The organism is Chryseobacterium sp. BGA-UO-ETr-SB22 (assembly GCF_059567885.1).
The window spans coordinates 2,081,756-2,100,087 of record NZ_JCAQOV010000005.1 but is presented as its reverse complement, the minus strand read 5'-3'; the positions used below and the strand labels follow the sequence as shown (position 1 = coordinate 2,100,087).

Below are 18,332 nucleotides of genomic sequence, written 5' to 3'. Positions count from 1 at the left end.
ACTTTAAAGAAACTCTGTTTTTGCTTTTTTAAAATCGGTAGGGGTAAGTGATACATTTACGGTGAAAAATCGGGTGAAATAGGCATAGTCGTTAAACCCCAGGTGGTAAGCGACTTCTTTAACGGAGAGTTCAGAATAGATCAGCATTCGTTTTGCTTCGAGGATAAGCCTTTCTTTAATCAGGTCCTGTGCTGTTTTACTGCTTATAAGCTTGCAGTAATTGGAGAGTGTTTTGGTACTGACTTGTAATTTTTCTGCGTAGAAACCTGCATTATGATGCTCTGTTAAATATGCTTCCAGTAATTCCTGAAACTGTCTGAATTTCACAAAACGATGGTCCGAAATATCGTTAATAGCACATTGGTTTTTCTTAATCTGATATACTTTCAGCAGAAACGACTTAAGTAAATTGAGCAGAATAGGAGGTGTAAAGGCATTGTGATGGGATGCTTCCTTACTCATTATCTCAAAAAAATCATTAATAGTCTGCTGTTCTTCGGTATTCAGATGAATCACAGGAAGAACATCTATATCATCAAAAACACCGTATTGCAATAAAAACTTGGAATGAACATTGTCGTTTACAAAAAAATGATCATTGAATTTTATCACACCACCGCTGGCTGGGGTTTCTTTATAAATTCTGTGAACGTTTTTCGGATGTAAAAGGAAGAGACAGGAACCGCAAAACTGATAATCTTTAAAATCAATAGTATGCAGGCCTTTGCCATCCTTTACCCAAATAACCTCGTAATACGTATGGCGGTGATTGTCGATCCTATTGATCTGTCTGACTCTATCTTTATAATAGGATATATAAAAGTTGCTGATAGGATTGTTCTTAAAGCTTTGCTTTTCGTTATATATCGTTATGCTTTTTTTTGCCTTCATTCACTGTGCTTTTAGGACCTTTTAAAGCATTTATTTTTTTAGATGCAGAGGTCTTATTTCGTTTACGAAAGTTAATAACATTTTTCCAGGTTCTTCTGCAGGAATAAGATGTGCTGAATGTTCAAACCAGATATTTTTTTTCATCGGGGCTTTCAGTTCTTTCATCCAATTGATTACAGGTAAAGTGGGGGTAGTATAATCATGCCTTCCCAAAAACATAAAGACAGGAATGGGAAAACTTTTAACCTTGGAAAAATCGAAATTCAAAAACTCATCCATTACCTTTTCAAGCGTAAATAAGCTGCCGGCCCCGATAGCTTCTGCATCATTCATTGTATATTCCGGATAAAGTAAAGGCGCATTAAAATAGTAGAAGCTATTATTTCTATAAGCACTTAATCCACCGTAATATTGCGGCCATTTTCTTGCAATGATAATACGCGATCTTGTAACGGGCTGATTTCCTGGATATGGATAGATAGACTGCAATTCTTTCAGAGCGACTGTATTGTTGTTTTCGCGGGCAGTTTTCAATCCATATTCATAGCTGAGTTTTTCATTCTCTGGCATAGTAATAATCTGCCCGATACCAATATAGGCATGGTATAATTGTGGTGCTTTAACTGAGGCTTTTAAACCGATAATTGTTCCCCAGCTATGACCCGCCAGAAACACTTTTTGCTGTTTGTATTTTTTAGTGATCAATCGGGAAATTTCCAAGGCATCATCAACAAATGTATCAATATGCATAGTTTTACCTAATGCTAAAGTATCATTGGCCAGATAGGTTTTTCCGGCTCCGCGCTGGTCATAGTTGACCACAGTGAAGTATTCTTCCAAAGCCCTTTGATACGTCCAGCTTACAGCACTGAGGGGAGATGCAGGACCGCCATGTATAAAAATAATGATGGGGTTGTTTCTGTCTTTTCCTCTCACATTAACCCATTGTTTTATACCTCCGATGTCTGCGAAAAAACTTTCCTGAATACCGTTGGGTGTAACAATGCTATCCATATCGGCAATAATTCTTCTGGCTTCTTTGTAATCATCCTGACTTTGGGCTGAAGAATACATGCTGATGAACAAAAAAAGAAAAATAAATCTTATCATGACTATTAAGTTTTTAGCTGGTATTGTAGCGGAATGCTATCTGTTGTTATTCAAAACCTGTGGATTGGCAATATGACTGGGATTTCCGTTGATATAATTAATCACATTTTCAAATGCTTTTGAGAAATAGAGTTCATACCCATTTTGCTCTACATATCCCAAATGGGGGGTACATATTACATTATTGTATTGTAGCAGTTTGAAATCTTTATCATAAATTGGCTCTTCTTCATACACATCTATGCCTGCCAGAATGTTTTGTCCTTGTGCTAAAACATGCTCTAAAGCACCTTTTTCAATCAGTTCTGCACGGGCTGTATTGATCAGGACAGCATTATCTTTCATTAAAGACAAGTCGGTTTCTTTTACAATCTCCAAAGTATCTTTGGTGAGGCGAAGATGTAAAGTAATGATGTCTGCTGTTGTAAAGAAATCCTCTTTGGTGTCAGCTTTTTCAAATCCATCTGCCACTGCTTTTTGTCTGGAAGCCTCGCTTCCCCATACCAGAACGCTGGCTCCAAATGCCTTTGCGTATTGGGCGATCCGCTGGCCAATTTTTCCATAACCCCAGATGCCTATGGTTTTACCATACACTGTAGAACCTATATTTGTTTGCCAGCTGCCGTTTTTCATCCCTTCAATAGCTTGTGGTATTTTACGTACGGTATTCATTAATAATGCCCAGGTAAGCTCTGCGGGGGCAATGGGAGAACCTATACCCTCGGCTACGGCAACATGATGCTCTGTGCATGCAGCCAAATCCAGATGGCTGGATATTTTACCTGTCTGACTAATGAGTCTGAGGTTGGGCAGTTGATTTAAAAGTCTGTCTGTAATGGCTGTACGCTCTCGGGTAAGTACAAGAATTTCAGCATCAGAAATGGACGCGGCCAGTTTTTCTGCATTTTTTTCTGTGTTGTGTACAATTTGAACATCTTGATCTTTTAAGATTTCAAAACATTTTAAGGATTCGATGACGTGCTGATAGTCGTCTAGAATGACAATTTTCATTACTTAAGATATTGTTGTTAAGATTCAAAAACTATTCCACAGTTTGTATTCTATAAAATAGCTGAAAGGTGAGGTCATTTTAAAAGGTTGAGTTGCCTTTTCGGCTTTTTATGCAAAGCTAAATGATAAAAACAAGCAAATAAATGGACACAATCTACCAATAATTGGATTTTACGGAAACTTAAATCTTGTTGCGAAATGGGTGGGAAATCTATTGCTGGAGATCTGTAACTTTATCTGCTTTATCTGAAATTTCTAATACCAGTTTTTTGTGTTTTCTACCAGCTTTTTACCAGCTAAATTTTTGTAATAAATATCAGACACAAAGAAAAATAAATCCTTATTTTTGTATTTCTCAATGAAAGACTACTACTATTTTCTCGGTATATCACAGGATGCTTCGGAAGAAGACGTCAAAAAAGCCTATAGAAAACTGTCTTTAAAATATCATCCCGATAAAAATGACAATGACGATTTTTTTGCTGACCGTTTCCGCGAAATTTTGGAAGCTTATGAGACTTTGAGTGATCCTGTCAGAAGACGTGCTTATGATCAGAATTTAGAAAATCATCAGAAAAGTTTCAGGTATAATATTCCACCTGCGATCAAAACTTTTACAGCGAATAAAATTCATGCAAAAAAAGGGGAGGAGATTATCATCAATTGGCAGACGAGTAATGCCGATGTGGTGAAAGTATTGCCTTTCGGGTTAGAAAAGCCGTATGGAGAGAGGATCTTTAAGATCACAGAATTTAAAGACGGGAAATTCCAGCTTCTGCTTCATGCAACGAATTCTCTTTTGCACAAAACCGTTGTTCAGGGAATTACCATTACGGAAGTTTTTGAAAATGATACTGAGAAATTCAAAAATTCAGTAGAAGAAATGTTTAAGCCACAACCCAGAACGGTGATGAACAGGTATGGACAGCCTAAAATTATAATGCTGTTTTGGGGAATTATAGTACTGGCAATTGCCCTATACTTTTTGATAAAAACGTTAGCCTAACCTAAGCCATTTTCTTTCTTCCCGGACATTTTTTGCATCTTTTACCTTTCTTGAACTTTTTACAACACGATTTCTTTTCACAGAACATCTCTTCGTTATTGAATGAGTAAGGTGCCAAAGGCGGAACTTTAAATGGGACAATCATATTCATGCTGCAAATATATTAATTTAGAATAAATATAATTAATAAAATTTCATAAAATTCTTTAAACCTGATCTATAGCAGATATTGCCTGCTTTCTGATAGATTATCAGACGTAAAATCGATGTCCGGATCGTTCTTAATTTCTCCTTCAATTGGGTTTAAGTTTACATTTTGAATAAAACTAATGATAGTAGAATGTTTTAAAGATAAGTTTAACCGGTAAGACAGAAACTAGTGAATAATTCACATTGTTTTAAACAAGATGACAGTATTTTATTGAATGTAAATTGATTGTTTTATTACATATTATGTATGGAATAAAGGTAGTGTTTGTTGGAACTGGTATAAACCTTGTTAAAAGTTTATTAAAAACAAATTGTGATAAAAATCACAAATAATTTTGTGATTTATCACCTCCGATATACTCTTGTACAATCATTCAAAAAATTGTAATTTTACACATCTTTTTACAAACAAAATCTAATAAATAAAAATGAATACAGAACAGTTTGTGAGCCGTCACATTTCCCTTAATGAAGCCGATAAACAGGCGATGTTGGAGAAACTTGGCGTTTCTAGTATTGAAGAGTTAATTTCTCAGACCATTCCATCTTCTATCCGTTTAGAGAAAGATCTTGAGATCTCGGAACCACTTTCTGAATACGAAATGTTGAACCACTCAAAAGAATTGGCATCTAAAAATACAGATTATACGAGTTATATCGGTTTTGGATACCATAACACTCTTTTGCCTTCAGCAATCCAGAGAAATATTTTTGAAAATCCTAGCTGGTATACAGCCTATACTCCGTATCAGGCAGAAATTGCACAGGGAAGGCTTGAAGCTCTTCTTAATTTCCAGACTGTAGTATGTGATCTTACAGGTTTTGCATTAGCTAATGCATCTTTGCTGGATGAATCTACTGCTGCTGCTGAAGCAATGCACATGTTCTTTAACAACAGAACGAAAGACCAGAAAAAAGCAGGAGCTAATAAATTCTTTATTTCTGACCTTGTTTTTCCTCAAACAGTTTCTGTTCTAAAAACAAAAGCTGAAGGACTGGAAATAGAAGTTGTAGTAGGAGATCATAAAACGCACCAGTTTGATGGTTCTTATTATGGTGTTTTATTACAATATCCTGGTAAAAACGGAATCGTTCTTGATTACACAGAAGATATCGTAGAATACAAAAAGATTGATCTTCAGGTAGCTGTTGCTTGTGATCCGATGGCTTTGGTTAAACTAAAGTCTCCGGCAGAAATGGGAGCTGACTGTGCAGTAGGAACTACACAGAGATTTGGTATTCCATTAGGATACGGAGGTCCTCACGCAGCTTTCTTTGCTTGTAGAGAAGACTATAAAAGAGATATTCCGGGAAGAATCATCGGGGTTTCTCAGGATATGTACGGAAAACGTGCATTAAGAATGGCATTGCAGACAAGAGAGCAGCACATCAAAAGAGAAAAAGCTACTTCAAACATTTGTACAGCTCAGGTTCTTTTGGCAGTAATGGCGGGAATGTATGCTGTTTATCACGGTCCAAAAGGATTAAACTATATCGCAGATCAGATCCACTTTAAAGCAAATGCTTTGAAAAATGGTCTTAAAGCATTAGGATATCAGACTGTAGAAGAGCCTATCTTCGATACAGTGAAAATAACAATGTCTGAAGAAGAGAAAGCAAAACTGGTAAGACTGATGTTAGATCACAGACTTAACCTTAACTACTTCACAGAAGGTGTGGTAAGTGTTGCGATCAACGAAAGTACAACATTAGAGAAATTAAACGATTTGATGGCTTCTTTCGCTCAGTTTAAAGACAAGCAGACTTTCAAATTAGAAATAAAAGAAGGATACAGCATTCCTGACGAAAACTTAAGAAAAGACGAAATTCTTACGGAATCAGTATTCAACAAATACCATACGGAAACAGAATTGATGCGTTACATCAAGCGTCTTGAGAGAAAAGATTTATCATTGACTCATTCAATGATTTCTTTAGGATCTTGTACGATGAAACTGAACGCAGCAACTCAAATGTTACCGCTTTCTTGGGAAAACTGGGGTGCAGTTCACCCATTTGTACCTGTAAATCAGGCTGAAGGTTACCAGGAAATGATTCGTGAATTGGAGAAAGACTTAGCAGAAATTACAGGTTTTGCAGGAACTTCTCTTCAGCCGAACTCTGGAGCTCAGGGAGAATATGCAGGATTAATGGTAATCAGAGAGTACCATATCTCAAGAGGAGACCACCACAGAAATGTAGTATTGATCCCTCAGTCTGCACACGGAACAAACCCGGCTTCTGCAGCAATGGCAGGAATGAAAATCGTAGTGGTGAAAAACCTTGAAAACGGGGAAATCGACTTCGAAGATCTTAAAGCTAAAACAGAACTTCATTCAGCAAATTTATCTGCTGTAATGATCACTTACCCTTCAACTTACGGATTCTTTGATGCTAATATTAAAGAAATTACCAACCTTATCCACGAGCACGGAGGACAAGTATATATGGACGGTGCAAATATGAACGCTCAGGTAGGATTTACAAGTCCTGGAAACATCGGAGCTGACGTTTGCCACCTTAACCTTCACAAAACTTTTGCCATTCCTCACGGAGGTGGAGGTCCTGGAGTAGGTCCAATCTGTGTTGCTAAACACTTGGTACCTTTCCTTCCTTCTAACGCGAATATCAGAATCGGTTCTAAAGAAGCAATTGAAGGTATTTCTGCTGCACCTTATGGTTCAGGATTGATCCTTAATATTTCTTATTCTTACATCAAGATGCTGGGAACTGAAGGTCTTAAAAAGGCTACAGGTCACGCTATCATGAATGCTAACTACCTGAAAGAAATTTTAGCAGAGCATTTTCCAATCTTATATTCTAACGAAAATGGAAGAGTAGCTCACGAATGTATCGTAGATTTCCGTCAGTTCAAATCTTTAGGAATTGAAGTGGCAGATGTGGCGAAGAGATTGATGGACTATGGTTTCCATGCTCCTACCGTTTCTTTCCCGGTTGCAGGTACTTTGATGATTGAGCCAACAGAATCTGAAAGCAAGTCTGAAATTGACCGTTTCGCTGAAGCATTGATCTCTATCAAAAAAGAAATCGATGAGATTGCTAACGGAGAAGCAGATGCTGCTAACAACGTATTGAAAAACGCTCCTCACACAGAACAATTGGTAATCTCTGATTCTTGGGATAAGCCATACAGCAGAGAAAAGGCAGCTTATCCATTAGAGTGGGTAAGAGACCACAAATTCTTCGCTACTGTAGCAAGAGTAGATGAAGCTTACGGAGACAGAAACTTGGTATGTACTTGTGAGCCGATTGAAGCTTATATGTAATCTCAGTTTTTTAACTATAAAAAATCCCTTTCAGTAATGAGAGGGATTTTTATTTATAGTCATTGCGAGCAAAGCGAAGCAATCTCACTGTTGTTTCTGTGAATTTTTTTGTTCAGAATTTATAATCGAAGTTCTTTTTACCATTAGCTCCATTTTGCTGTAAAAGCAACAATCGCAAAATAAATGGCAAGCATGATCACATTAGTAATGAGATTGACCAGAAAAAATGGTTTTATTAATTTCCAGCCACTCAGTTTCGTTTTCAGTGAAAGCCAGTAAAAAGGAAATTCAATAACCAGAGTAGCTCCAAAACTGTATAGAAACCCAATAAAAAAACCTCCCAGTTCATATTGTCCTACCCTTGATTTCATACCCCAGAAGTCCGGATATCCGTTAATGAAAGAGAAATGAGGCGCAATGAAGTAATATCCTGCAAACATAGAAATATAGTTGGCCGCAATAATGAGCCATTTTCTGTTCTGTAGATTGAATTTTTCTAAAAGAAGTTTACTTTCAAATGTTCCGATTATAAAATTGATCCAGATCAGGTGTAAAAAGCTAAACCAAATCATTGGAGAGCCTGCATTGGCTAAAAGAAAATTTGGAATCAGCAGGAGGGCTAGCAGAAGGTAGTTTTGGTTATTGGTTTTGATCATATATGCAAATGGAAGAATTTTAAAATGTAAAACGTTTCATTTTTGAAATGTTTGACTTTATTACATTTTTGTAAAAGTAAGCAAATTCTATTGAAATATTTGGGAAATAGGCTGCATGGTTAGAACTGAGTACATATTATTACAAATGATAAAGGTCTTATTATTCTAGTAGTTTATATTTCTCCGCATAATCTTCTTTTGCCTTAAAGTGTCCAGTTTTTTGATCATAAAGAAAAATATATTCTACAGGAATTTTTTTGAAAGGATTATCAATAGAATAATTAATCTCCTTTCCATCTATTGTTGTGTTGTCATACCAGAATCCACAAGCTACGCAAAGTCTCCTGACTTTGAGTAAATTATTCGTTATCATAATTGTTATATTTCGAAAATTCAGAACTTCTATTTGTGTTAATCACTGGGTTTTCTGCAATTTCAATTGAATCGATTATTCCTGCGCCATCAGAGTAATTAGTTGCTGAAGAATAAATGTAGTGATTTGCCTTTGAAACAATCCCGGCACGAACTGGGTTCAGGTGTATGTAGTTTAATTTATCCCATAGGAATTTTAAGCTGAAAATTTCCTCAGCATGATTTCCGTATTGCCAAACTTGAAAATTCTTATTTCTTGAATGAGTTTCAGTAGCTTTGGTCAATCGTTCTAAAATCCAATCTTTTCGGCTTTCCGGTTCTGTCTGTATTTTTTCTAATATTTTTTTCGCTGTAAATTTTTTAAAATCTCTGATTAGATCTGAAAGTTTTCCATCCTTTGACTGTACAATAAAATGTAAATGGTTACTCATGATGACATAGCCATACAGAGTCATTCCTTTGTTTTTAATGCAGAATTCTAAACATTCTATAATAGTATCTCGATATGTTTTTCGGGTAAAAATATCTATCCATTCAATAATGGTACAAGTTAAAAAGTGAGGTCTGTTCTGATCTCTTATAATATATCCTTCTTTCATATTTGGTTTTTATCAAAGATAATTAATAGAAGTATATATATTGTTTAGATTTTTATTTGCCTCAAAGTCATGAGACTTTGCGGAGCTTGGTAAAAAAAATCTTGAAAACAAAATCACCTCCCAAAGCTGAGAGGTGTTCAATTGTTTTCTGTCATATTCCTTTACCTTCTTTTAAAGCTATAGGCAAGCAAAATAGCTACGCCCATAGTGACGCAGGTTATAATTGAAATAGTTTCAATGGAGATTCCACTTTTCATCTGTGTGTTTTCTTTTTCACATGAAAAAAAGAATAATACTGCTATAAATAGACAGCCCGATAGTAATTTTTTTGTCATACATGTATTTGTTTGGTTCTTAAAGTTTTACAGCAAAAAGTATACCGGATTTGTAGACTAAAAAAGCCTTTGTTTAAAGGGCTTTGAACATATTGATTGGCTGGCAATAAATGATTTAACGTAAAAAATTAAGACAAATAGTTAATCTTATGGATGATTTTTTTTATCAATCCCCGGTTTCCAAAATAGCAAATTAAATAATTGATCAAAAGTGCTGAAATAGGAAACAGATTAACGAAGAAACTTTTAAAATTAGCCATGGTAATAATGAAAAAAATAAGTAAAAAGAGGTTTAACTTCCATAGCTTTACTTCGTAAGTCAGCGTTTTATTGTTTTCATTATAAGTGAATTTCCCATTATCAATTAAAGATAAATAATGCCAATTAGATCTTTCTGTGAAAAGATCTTCACTGAAAGAAACAAACTCCGGTCCGTAAAGAATATTCTGAACATTTTTTTCTTTTAATAGATCGCGTACTGCATAAATAACCTGATCAGATGTTTTATCATTGATGATTTCTCTTTCAAAAGTATAAGTAAATGGGAACATATAATTTTAAGCTTAGTTATTTGTTTTTCCTTCATCCCAATAATAATTGTCCGGATAGATTCTCGCTCCAAAAATAGCGGTTCCTACCCGTACAATGGTAGCTCCTTCTTCAATGGCTGTTTCTAAATCTCCGCTCATTCCCATGGAGAGTTCTTTCATTTCCACATTCGGGATATGCTCATGAATGATTTCCTGCTGAAGGTTTTTCAGAATTTTAAAACAAGCTCTTACTTTCTCGGTTTCTGCGCTGAACAGGCCAATAGTCATCAAGCCTTTTATTTTTAATGTAGAGAAGTCGGAAACTTTTCGGGTAAGTTCAATTGCCTTGTTGGGATCAACGCCGAATTTACTTTCTTCATTAGAGGTATTCACCTGAATTAAAACATCCATCGTTTTGTTTTCGGTCAAAAGTCTTTGGTGGAGTTTTTCGGCCAGTTCCAGACGATCCAGAGACTGAACGCAGGTAACGTCATATTTCAGAATATCTTTGATTTTATTGGTCTGAAGATGTCCTATAAAATGATTGTCATGAGGTATATTTTTTAAATCATCGTACTTCTCCTTCAATTCCTGTACCTTGTTTTCCGCAATTAAGGTTTGTCCATGTTCCAAAGCAGCTTTGATTCGATCTGCGGAAACTGTTTTGGTGGCCAGTAGTAATTTAACTTCATCAATATTTCTTCCGGATTGTTCACAGGCAGTTTTTATCCGGTTATTGATGATGGTGAGATTGTGGAGGATGTCTTCTTTCATGATGGGATGGTTTCTTTGGCTTCCAGTTTTTTTATTAACGCAGCTTTTACCGCAGTTAAAGCATAATCCTTAGCTTCAGCAAAAGAAACAGAGTACTTTCTTTCAACCGTTCTCATGTTTTCAGGGAATTGACCTAACAATTGGTCGTAGTAGGTATTCAGGACTTCAGAGGAAGGCATTTCGTAATTGATCTTCAGCTGAAAACGTCTTAGTAGAGCCGTATCAATAATTTCAGGATGATTGGTAGCACAAAGTAAAAGTGAATGTTCAGGATAATAATCAATCAATTGAATCAAGGTATTCACAAGTCTTCTCATTTCTCCTACATCCTTATCATCACTGCCCCTCGCTTTTCCAATTTGATCCAGCTCATCAAGAAAAAGTACGGATCTTTCCCTTGCAGCCTTATCAAAGATCATTTTAATATTCTGGGAAGTTTCGCCAATACGTGATGAAACAATGTTACTCAGATTAAGGATCATAATATTTTTTCCTAAAGCATTCGCAACAGCCTTTGCAGTCATTGTTTTTCCACATCCAGAACTTCCCTGTAGCAAAATCTTATTATTAACCGGAAGACCATATTCCTGCAGTTCTTTAATATAGTTGTGTTCCTTGATAAGCTGTACAAGATGATCCTTGTTGTGTTTATCGAGAAATACTTCATTAAGGTTTACTTGTTCTTTATCCTGGATAATAAGATTGTACAGACTCATGATGATAATAAAATGATTATTGAATAAACAAAGATAAAGCTTTATTAAATGCCGGAAGAAATCCTGAATAATAATAAGCAGCTAGGCCAGCATGGGGCGAAAAACGATTGGTTGTGAATGAAAAAAAATCTGTAAATAGCTTTGGAGTTTTGCGGTCCAAAACAATTTAATCTCCTAGTTAATAGATATTTAAAACAAAAAGAAAAGCCGGACTTACGAACGGCTTTCTCATTTGGATATTAAAATTTGTTATGAAACTAAGATCTTGCTGTTTATGTTTTTGGGCCCTTTTACCCGATGAGTAAAAGAGCAATCCGATCTCTCAGACTAAAAACATAAAACAATATAATTAGTATAGATTTTCTATAAGCTTGCTTTATTTTAAATTAGTTTCTTTCTCTTCTTACTGTCATGAAATATGAAGTGATTACTACTAAACCTGTTACGATACCGATATAAGTTACCATTTTGTATTATTTTTAATTATTTGACTTTTTTTTATCAATCTTTCAATTGCAATATTACTACTTTCAAATCATGTGCCAAAGTAAATACTTATGATGTATATCAGTGTATTACGGTGGTTGGTGTTCATTTATTGGTTAATTTTTGTTTACATTAAATTAATGCATTATTGAGAATTTATTAATACTTTTATTATTCTATCTGTAAAATTATGTGAAAATGTTAACCGTTTATCGACTTCTATATTGGAGTTGATAAAACAAATAATAAATAATGCGCAGCATAATATTGTTTTAAACCACTTTTTTTGAATGTAAATTTTTCACGCGAAAAGGATTTTCATGTTAAGAAAATTTATTTTTAGCATCGTTTTTCATTCGGAATTTTTGTCATCTGTCACATTTCATGACATGGAGAAATATTGTTTTTGTGTCAGAAAAGAGAAAAAAGATTGCATAGTGGCATACTTTTTCAAACCATTCAAATCTTGAATGCAATTAAATATAAGGCACTTAAGATGACTTAAGTGCCTGTGGGAAGTGTAATCACATGATTAGTCGTTTAAAAACTGAGAGTTTTCACAGTGTAACAAACACGGCGAAATATTTGCTTTCTTTGGAAAAACAGAGAATTCTATTGCTATTCCTTTTTGGAAGTACCGAAGTGCTTTTGTTACTTTTGTACAAAGAATAAATTTATGGGACGCAGTTATATTTTTCTTGCTTTAGCTATTGTATTTGAGATCATCGCTACGAGTTTTCTGAAAAAGTCTGAGGAATTCTCCAAACTATGGCCATCCGTAGTGACCGTCATAGGATATGCCTGTGCTTTTTATTTTCTAAGTCTCACCCTTCGTCAGATTCCTGTAGGAATTACCTATGCAATCTGGTCCGGAGTGGGAATTGTCTTTATAACAATGATTGGGGTTATTGCTTTTAAGCAGATTCCGGACTTGCCAGCTATTATTGGTATTGCTCTGATTGTAATAGGAGTGATTATTATTAATGTATTTTCAAAAATGGGAACGCATTAAAAAATAATCTCCTGATGCTTTTGCATCTGTTTCCAATGTTGAGACCTTTTTTTGTATAAGAAAAACTTTCCCAGTTTATATTTGAATTTTAAATAGCCCCGGAATTCAATTCCCTCAAACAAGGTAAAAGGTATCGCTGGATTTTCTTTCAAAGATTCTCTGATCCCATTACTGAACACGGTAGGACCTGTTGTAGCATGTATATTATGTGGATAGCGGTGATTGTTTATATTATCAATCATCAATTCTAATGTTTTCTTTAGAAAAGGATGATTTTTATTGAAAATAAGCGCCCATTGAACATACAGATTTTCGTGCCTTTCTACGCTGATCACAGCTTCATCATCTTCCTTGATAAGTTTTTCAAACGGTTTTATAATGCTGCTGTCGATATCCAGATATATTCCGCCTTTTTTATATAAAACAGCATATCTGAAGAAATCTGCTTTTGAAGCTCCTATAGTCAGTTTACGATAGCTTTCAATATATTCAGGAGGAAATTCTTCGGTGATAAATTTCTCTATATCCTGGTCATCATAGAAAAAATAGCGGTATCCCGGGTTTTTTCTTTTCATATTCCAGACATGATATCGTGTAATCAAAGGAAGTTTTTTGGTTATAAAAGTCTGAAATATTTGTTTAGGTACTGCCATTTTCTATTTTTAGTATGTTCTTATTAAAATCCTGAAATCATTTTTCATCAACTATGTTCGTACACTAATGAGATTTTTCATAAGAGAGATAATCTCTGAATGTGAAACAGCTTATGTTTAGCTGAAGTTTTGATTGTATTTTGTGAAAATGGTTAAATGCCGGAGATGAAAAATTTTAATTTTCTTTTAATCTCCTGATCTGGGATTATTGAAAATAAGTTCAGATATTGTAAAAATCAAAATTAAGCACAGGCTGAGAAAAGCTTTGTTGATTTTACTTTGTTCTTTTTCTTTCAAAAGGATTATAAGAAATTCCGGCATTAAAATAGAGTGAAGGTTTATAAGTTCCTTTCCATAGATAATCATTGAAGGAATCCTGTTTATTGAAAGCCCTTGAGTTTATATTTGCTCTGAACCCGGTTTTAAAAGTTCCTATGAAGTTTCCACCCAGATTATGCTCATAGATCACACCAGAATTGATGGCAACCTGCCGGAATTCGTACGTATTATTATTGCGGTAAGTATAAAATGATGTATTATCCATTTCCGTTCCCAGAGAAAGCCTTCCGTTGGAAGAAATATCTTTCCTTACCAATACTTTTCTCGGAAGTAGAACATCCAATACCCATCCGTTATTGAATCTGTTTTCATAAGCAAAAATAGGCAGCACTGGAATCTGCGTACTGGGATCGATAATCCCCGCCAACCCAATGGACATTTTTGTTTTCGGAGTGGCTTTTAAAACTAATGAAGCGGTTACCAAACCTCTGATACGTTCAAAATGCTGATCACTTCCATCTGCAGAAATGCTGGCGGAATAAATGGCTGTCTTTTTGAATAATCTCGAAAAATAACTCAGATTGACCGATTCTGAATGATAATGGAAATCTTTCTCGGTTTCAGTTCCGGGGATGACAGGATTCTCGTTTGTGATTGAAGTGTAGCGATAGTTCAGTGTAGTACTCAAAAGCCAGTTCCTCTTTTTGATAAAGTAAATATTGGCATCTGCTTTCATCTGCTGAAAACTTTTTACCTTATTGTCCGGAAGATCCTGCCCCTGAAGCTGTGAAGAGAATGAGGAAGGAGTGACAAAGGTGTATTCAACATTAAAGTTACGTGCCTGCGGAATTTTATCAGCAAAAAAAGCACGTACTTTCAATGGAATACTGTCTTTTTTCTGGGCGTAAGTAATGTTTTTTAAAGGGAGTATTGCCAGTGGGACAAGTACTCTTCTTAATGCTTTCATGGTGTTTATTTTAAGGTTTGAATTACAGATTGAAAAAAATTGAAGGTGAAAATTTTGTCATAGAAGATATCCAGACTGTTTTCAATGACTGCATCCGTATAGCTGCCTGTATCCGGAATATGGGTTTCCTCTACAAAAACAAACCAGAGTTCTGAGAGCCCATATCTTCTTCTAAACTCTTCAGAAGCATTACTGTCAGGCACAGGAGAGTGGTTCAGATCACAAAACAGAATTCCTTTTTTATCACCATGATCTTCTACAATATTAATAGGATGGTGGAGATAGCTGAGAATTTTCATTTTTGGTTCAAAACATTCTACAAAATGATGTAAATCAATGAGCTGTATTACTTTTTCTTCCTGTTGAGATTCTGTCATAAAGAAGCATTCTAATGATATTTCCTGAGTCAGTTCATGAAAAGCTGTTAATTCCATAAGTGTTATTTTACAGGACAAAGGAATAGAGAAAAGCAGAGCGTGAATTTGTTTTTATACAAAATGGCAGGTATTTTATACAAAATCCCGGAGTTCTATAATTGGTATAATAAAATGCAGGTTTTGTATAATAAAATAGTTGTAATTTCCGTTATTGTCTATTTTTGTTAATGATAAAATGAGCCTATCGTATGAAATACAGTCCGCAGAAATTTGAAGAAACCTTTGTAATGGATTTTTTGGTGGAAGCGAAGTACGGACTCCGAAGGCATCTGCTGTTTCTGATCTTCTTTTTCTTTATGCTGTATAGCGCGAGATTCTGGCACTGGTATTCCGGAATCTATCAATACTATGTTTTATTCTTTGTCTATACCGTTCTTATTGCAATGGTTTACATTAATATATATGTATTGGTCCCACGGTTTTTCTTTAAAACAAAATACCTTACTTATCTTGTATTGCTTGTTCTGATGGGAGTGATGGGACTCAATTTCATTGGGTATAGTTTCAAATATTTTTTTGGAGAATTCAGAACGCAATATATTCCGAAGGATAACGAAAAAGGAGGAATCTATGAAGGTGTGCTGATGTGTATTCCGATTATTCTCACAACCACAACCGTAAAACTTTTACAAAAATGGATCAGTGATAATAAAAGGATCAGCGAGCTGAGCAACCTTACCCTGAATATGGAGTTGAATGAACTGAGAAACCAGATCAATCCCCATTTTCTCTTTAATATGCTGAATAATGTAAAAGCACTCATCAGAACAGATCCTGCAAAAGCTTCTGTTGTTATTGTAAAGCTTTCTGAATTTCTCAGATATCAGCTATATGAAAACAGTGAAGAAAAAACACTGTTGACTTCAGAAATTGATTTTCTGTCCAACTTTTTAAACCTCGAAAAGATAAGACGGGATAATTTCTCATTTGATATTCAGACCGATGTTGATAAAAGAATGCTCAACAGTACGTTTATCCCGCCAAACCTGTTTACCACTTTTGTTGAAAATGCCGTCAAACATAGCATAGATATTAGTGGGGGAGAGTCATATGTGAAGATAAAAATCAGTATCGAGAATAAGCAGCTTCATTTTATGTGTGTCAACTCCAGAAATGCAGGTTATATTGTTTCGGACAAAAAAAGCAGCGGACTTGGACTAGCCAACATCACCAGAAGGCTTGAACTTCTCTATAGTGATACCTTCAATCTGCAGATAGAATCAGGTGAAAAAGAATATTGTGTAAATTTAAAAATTCCCGTGTGATGAATTGTATTATAGTTGATGATGAACCCCTGGCAAGATCGGAAATGAGATCGCTGATCGCTGAAATTTCCAATATTGATATCCTTGGTGAATTTTCCAATGCACCGTCTGCCCTTGATTTTGTTAAAGATAATGATGTAGACCTTATTTTCCTGGATATTGAAATGCCCATGGTGACAGGTCTTGAGTTTGCAGAAATGCTTCCCAAAAAATCACTGATTATCTTTACAACAGCCTATTCTCAATATGCACTAAAAAGTTACGAACTGGAAGCGGTAGATTACCTGCTGAAGCCTATTGATCCCCAGAGACTGGAAAAGGCTGTTGAGAAAGCAATACTCTATACCGAACTTTTGTCTAAAGACACCGTGAAAAATACAGTAGAATCTAATACTGCAGACTTTTTATTCATCAAAGCAGAGCGAAGATTCTATAAAATCAGTTTTTCAGATATTAAATTCATAGAAGGGCTTAAGGATTATGTGGTCATTCATACAAAGCAGCAAAAGCTTATTACGGCAATGAATTTAAAAACCATTCATCAGAAAATATCTGGCGAAACCTTCATCAGAGTAAGCAAATCATACGTTGTCAATATGAATTATATTGATTCATTTGATAATCATAATATCTACATCGAAGACTCAGAAATTCCCCTTGGTGAAGTCTACAGATCTGATTTTTTCACAAAATTTGCCGGAGGACTCCTGAATTCAGACTGATATAAAATGAGTAATGAATAATAAGTAATGAGTAATAGTACTTTGTAGGATTTGCGATGTAAAAAACACACATCTTTATCTGTGAAAGTCTGTGTAATCTGTGGGAAAAAAATATCAAAAGTTTCGTTCTGAATAAAATGAAGTGTAGTGAAGAGTCTCATGTTTTTAACCATCAGTAAGATTCTACCTTCGTCAGAATGACAAAAATCAAATGGTGCAGGACGGGCTCTCAACGGCTTTAGCCAAAACTTAAAATAGTATTGATCTAATAAAGCTTCTGATCTTTTTCGCAATAGAAGCTCCTCCTTTTGCCAACACCTGTTTGTTTTTTAATTAATTTCTGTCCACAAACCGGACATAGAGATTTGGTATGAACAAGCCAGTGTTTTTTCAATACAAATTCTCTTTTCCATTTCAGAAAATCAAAACTGTAATTCCTGGCTTCAGCAATAAGCTCTTTTCTTTTTTTGGCGGGAAGATTCCCCAGTAAACTTTCCGGCTGTACTCCAACTCTGAAAAGCACTTCATTTTTAATAATATTGCCGACACCAGAGAAAATATCCTGATTCATCAATGCATCACACACCATCATTTTTGGATTTGATTTCAGTTTTTCCTCTGCTTTTTTAGGATTCCACTGATCGCTCATTATATCAGCTTCCCAATCAATTGTGGAGAGAAATTCAAGGTCTACAGATTTTACAGAACAGGTGTAAAAATAGATGCTTCCGGTAGAGAAAAATAGTGCTAAACGTAAACTCTTATCCGGTTTGGTCTGTTCATCAATGCTGTAAGAACCAAACATTAATAAATGAATCCGGATCGCTGCTTTTTCAAAAACGAGATAAGTTTGTTTTCCAAAAGTTCGGATTTCCAGAAGGGATTGGCCAATAAAACTTTCTTTCTCGAATTTGGCATTTCCTGAAACTTCTGTCACTTGCTGACCTGCAAATGGCTGCAGGCTTTCTTTCATTAATAGGATGGATGGACCTTCAGGCATACGTTTGTTTTGAG

The 18,332-nt window shown here is 35.2% G+C and carries 18 protein-coding genes; 5 read left to right on the top strand and 13 right to left on the bottom strand.

All coding sequences use genetic code 11. The annotated features are described in order from the left end of the window. Positions 1 to 3: 3 nt before the first annotated feature. From AC57AW_RS16880 to AC57AW_RS16870, 3 genes are read right to left on the bottom strand one after another with little or no spacing between them, the layout of a single operon-like run. On the bottom strand, positions 4 to 891 hold the full coding sequence (locus tag AC57AW_RS16880; RefSeq protein ID WP_496352803.1) for a helix-turn-helix domain-containing protein: 888 nt from the start codon (positions 889 to 891) through the stop codon (positions 4 to 6). Between the two features lie 30 nt (positions 892 to 921). Further along, positions 922 to 2,001 (bottom strand): alpha/beta hydrolase, encoded by a 1,080-nt coding sequence (locus tag AC57AW_RS16875; RefSeq protein WP_496352802.1) that lies wholly within the window; start codon positions 1,999 to 2,001, stop codon positions 922 to 924. Positions 2,002 to 2,037: 36 nt separating this feature from the next. Then, positions 2,038 to 3,012 (bottom strand): D-2-hydroxyacid dehydrogenase family protein, encoded by a 975-nt coding sequence (locus tag AC57AW_RS16870; RefSeq protein ID WP_496352801.1) that lies wholly within the window; start codon positions 3,010 to 3,012, stop codon positions 2,038 to 2,040. A gap of 358 nt (positions 3,013 to 3,370) precedes the next feature. Between AC57AW_RS16870 and AC57AW_RS16865 the strand changes: the two genes are divergently transcribed. Continuing rightward, positions 3,371 to 4,018: a J domain-containing protein gene (locus tag AC57AW_RS16865; protein ID WP_318845301.1), complete on the top strand. Its 648-nt coding sequence runs from the start codon at positions 3,371 to 3,373 to the stop codon at positions 4,016 to 4,018. A gap of 638 nt (positions 4,019 to 4,656) precedes the next feature. Then, complete coding sequence (gene gcvP, locus AC57AW_RS16860) at positions 4,657 to 7,515, top strand: aminomethyl-transferring glycine dehydrogenase (protein ID WP_496352800.1); 2,859 nt, start codon at positions 4,657 to 4,659, stop codon at positions 7,513 to 7,515. 143 nt (positions 7,516 to 7,658) lie between these two features. On the opposite strand, the gene AC57AW_RS16855 is transcribed toward gcvP, so the two are convergent. From AC57AW_RS16855 to AC57AW_RS16830, 6 genes are all read right to left on the bottom strand, one after another. Continuing rightward, a complete protein-coding gene (locus AC57AW_RS16855; protein WP_318845303.1) occupies positions 7,659 to 8,171 on the bottom strand; it encodes a hypothetical protein in 513 nt (170 codons plus the stop codon). Between the two features lie 160 nt (positions 8,172 to 8,331). Further along, positions 8,332 to 8,544 carry a hypothetical protein gene (locus AC57AW_RS16850; protein WP_496352799.1) on the bottom strand — a complete coding sequence of 71 codons (213 nt, stop codon included), beginning with the start codon at positions 8,542 to 8,544 and terminating at the stop codon, positions 8,332 to 8,334. Continuing rightward, positions 8,531 to 9,142: an REP-associated tyrosine transposase gene (locus AC57AW_RS16845; RefSeq protein WP_496352798.1), complete on the bottom strand. Its 612-nt coding sequence runs from the start codon at positions 9,140 to 9,142 to the stop codon at positions 8,531 to 8,533. The genes AC57AW_RS16850 and AC57AW_RS16845 overlap by 14 nt, the downstream gene beginning before the upstream one ends. Positions 9,143 to 9,605: 463 nt before the next feature. Next, positions 9,606 to 10,028, bottom strand: a complete 423-nt coding sequence (locus AC57AW_RS16840; RefSeq protein WP_496352797.1) for a hypothetical protein — start codon at positions 10,026 to 10,028, stop codon at positions 9,606 to 9,608. 12 nt (positions 10,029 to 10,040) lie between these two features. Beyond that, positions 10,041 to 10,781, bottom strand: a complete 741-nt coding sequence (locus AC57AW_RS16835; protein WP_496352796.1) for a YggS family pyridoxal phosphate-dependent enzyme — start codon at positions 10,779 to 10,781, stop codon at positions 10,041 to 10,043. Continuing rightward, a complete protein-coding gene (locus tag AC57AW_RS16830) occupies positions 10,778 to 11,497 on the bottom strand; it encodes an AAA family ATPase (protein WP_496352795.1) in 720 nt (239 codons plus the stop codon). The genes AC57AW_RS16835 and AC57AW_RS16830 overlap by 4 nt, the downstream gene beginning before the upstream one ends. Before the next feature lie 1,162 nt (positions 11,498 to 12,659). Between AC57AW_RS16830 and AC57AW_RS16825 the strand changes: the two genes are divergently transcribed. Next, positions 12,660 to 12,995 carry a DMT family transporter gene (locus AC57AW_RS16825; protein ID WP_047385461.1) on the top strand — a complete coding sequence of 112 codons (336 nt, stop codon included), beginning with the start codon at positions 12,660 to 12,662 and terminating at the stop codon, positions 12,993 to 12,995. Here AC57AW_RS16825 and AC57AW_RS16820 read toward each other — a convergent pair. The 3 genes from AC57AW_RS16820 to AC57AW_RS16810 all read right to left on the bottom strand — a co-directional run bounded on the left by AC57AW_RS16820 (position 12,992) and on the right by AC57AW_RS16810 (position 15,328). Further along, positions 12,992 to 13,648 carry a glycosyltransferase family 32 protein gene (locus AC57AW_RS16820; RefSeq protein WP_318845308.1) on the bottom strand — a complete coding sequence of 219 codons (657 nt, stop codon included), beginning with the start codon at positions 13,646 to 13,648 and terminating at the stop codon, positions 12,992 to 12,994. The genes AC57AW_RS16825 and AC57AW_RS16820 overlap by 4 nt on opposite strands. Positions 13,649 to 13,922: 274 nt before the next feature. After that, positions 13,923 to 14,894 carry a DUF6268 family outer membrane beta-barrel protein gene (locus tag AC57AW_RS16815; protein ID WP_496352794.1) on the bottom strand — a complete coding sequence of 324 codons (972 nt, stop codon included), beginning with the start codon at positions 14,892 to 14,894 and terminating at the stop codon, positions 13,923 to 13,925. Positions 14,895 to 14,899: 5 nt separating this feature from the next. Next, complete coding sequence (locus AC57AW_RS16810) at positions 14,900 to 15,328, bottom strand: hypothetical protein (protein WP_318845310.1); 429 nt, start codon at positions 15,326 to 15,328, stop codon at positions 14,900 to 14,902. A gap of 191 nt (positions 15,329 to 15,519) precedes the next feature. Between AC57AW_RS16810 and AC57AW_RS16805 the strand changes: the two genes are divergently transcribed. Then, positions 15,520 to 16,596, top strand: a complete 1,077-nt coding sequence (locus AC57AW_RS16805; RefSeq protein WP_496352793.1) for a sensor histidine kinase — start codon at positions 15,520 to 15,522, stop codon at positions 16,594 to 16,596. Continuing rightward, positions 16,596 to 17,318: a LytR/AlgR family response regulator transcription factor gene (locus AC57AW_RS16800; RefSeq protein ID WP_496352792.1), complete on the top strand. Its 723-nt coding sequence runs from the start codon at positions 16,596 to 16,598 to the stop codon at positions 17,316 to 17,318. The genes AC57AW_RS16805 and AC57AW_RS16800 overlap by 1 nt, the downstream gene beginning before the upstream one ends. A gap of 265 nt (positions 17,319 to 17,583) precedes the next feature. Here AC57AW_RS16800 and AC57AW_RS16795 read toward each other — a convergent pair whose 3' ends face one another. After that, positions 17,584 to 18,318, bottom strand: coding sequence for a DNA-formamidopyrimidine glycosylase family protein (locus tag AC57AW_RS16795; RefSeq protein ID WP_496352791.1), 735 nt, complete (start codon positions 18,316 to 18,318; stop codon positions 17,584 to 17,586). Positions 18,319 to 18,332 lie beyond the last annotated feature (14 nt).

Bases quoted from the DNA above. Each gene is read 5' to 3' on its own strand.
- AC57AW_RS16810 (WP_318845310.1), bottom strand. From the start codon at position 15,328: ATGGAATTAACAGCTTTTCATGAACTGACTCAGGAAATATCATTAGAA.
- AC57AW_RS16820 (WP_318845308.1), bottom strand. From the start codon at position 13,648: ATGGCAGTACCTAAACAAATATTTCAGACTTTTATAACCAAAAAACTT.
- AC57AW_RS16850 (WP_496352799.1), bottom strand. From the start codon at position 8,544: ATGATAACGAATAATTTACTCAAAGTCAGGAGACTTTGCGTAGCTTGT.
- AC57AW_RS16825 (WP_047385461.1), top strand. From the start codon at position 12,660: ATGGGACGCAGTTATATTTTTCTTGCTTTAGCTATTGTATTTGAGATC.
- AC57AW_RS16800 (WP_496352792.1), top strand. From the start codon at position 16,596: ATGAATTGTATTATAGTTGATGATGAACCCCTGGCAAGATCGGAAATG.
- AC57AW_RS16840 (WP_496352797.1), bottom strand. From the start codon at position 10,028: ATGTTCCCATTTACTTATACTTTTGAAAGAGAAATCATCAATGATAAA.
- AC57AW_RS16835 (WP_496352796.1), bottom strand. From the start codon at position 10,781: ATGAAAGAAGACATCCTCCACAATCTCACCATCATCAATAACCGGATA.
- AC57AW_RS16880 (WP_496352803.1), bottom strand. From the start codon at position 891: ATGAAGGCAAAAAAAAGCATAACGATATATAACGAAAAGCAAAGCTTT.
- AC57AW_RS16865 (WP_318845301.1), top strand. From the start codon at position 3,371: ATGAAAGACTACTACTATTTTCTCGGTATATCACAGGATGCTTCGGAA.
- AC57AW_RS16795 (WP_496352791.1), bottom strand. From the start codon at position 18,318: ATGCCTGAAGGTCCATCCATCCTATTAATGAAAGAAAGCCTGCAGCCA.
- AC57AW_RS16875 (WP_496352802.1), bottom strand. From the start codon at position 2,001: ATGATAAGATTTATTTTTCTTTTTTTGTTCATCAGCATGTATTCTTCA.
- AC57AW_RS16855 (WP_318845303.1), bottom strand. From the start codon at position 8,171: ATGATCAAAACCAATAACCAAAACTACCTTCTGCTAGCCCTCCTGCTG.
- AC57AW_RS16830 (WP_496352795.1), bottom strand. From the start codon at position 11,497: ATGAGTCTGTACAATCTTATTATCCAGGATAAAGAACAAGTAAACCTT.
- AC57AW_RS16805 (WP_496352793.1), top strand. From the start codon at position 15,520: ATGAAATACAGTCCGCAGAAATTTGAAGAAACCTTTGTAATGGATTTT.
- AC57AW_RS16815 (WP_496352794.1), bottom strand. From the start codon at position 14,894: ATGAAAGCATTAAGAAGAGTACTTGTCCCACTGGCAATACTCCCTTTA.
- AC57AW_RS16870 (WP_496352801.1), bottom strand. From the start codon at position 3,012: ATGAAAATTGTCATTCTAGACGACTATCAGCACGTCATCGAATCCTTA.
- AC57AW_RS16845 (WP_496352798.1), bottom strand. From the start codon at position 9,142: ATGAAAGAAGGATATATTATAAGAGATCAGAACAGACCTCACTTTTTA.
- gcvP (WP_496352800.1), top strand. From the start codon at position 4,657: ATGAATACAGAACAGTTTGTGAGCCGTCACATTTCCCTTAATGAAGCC.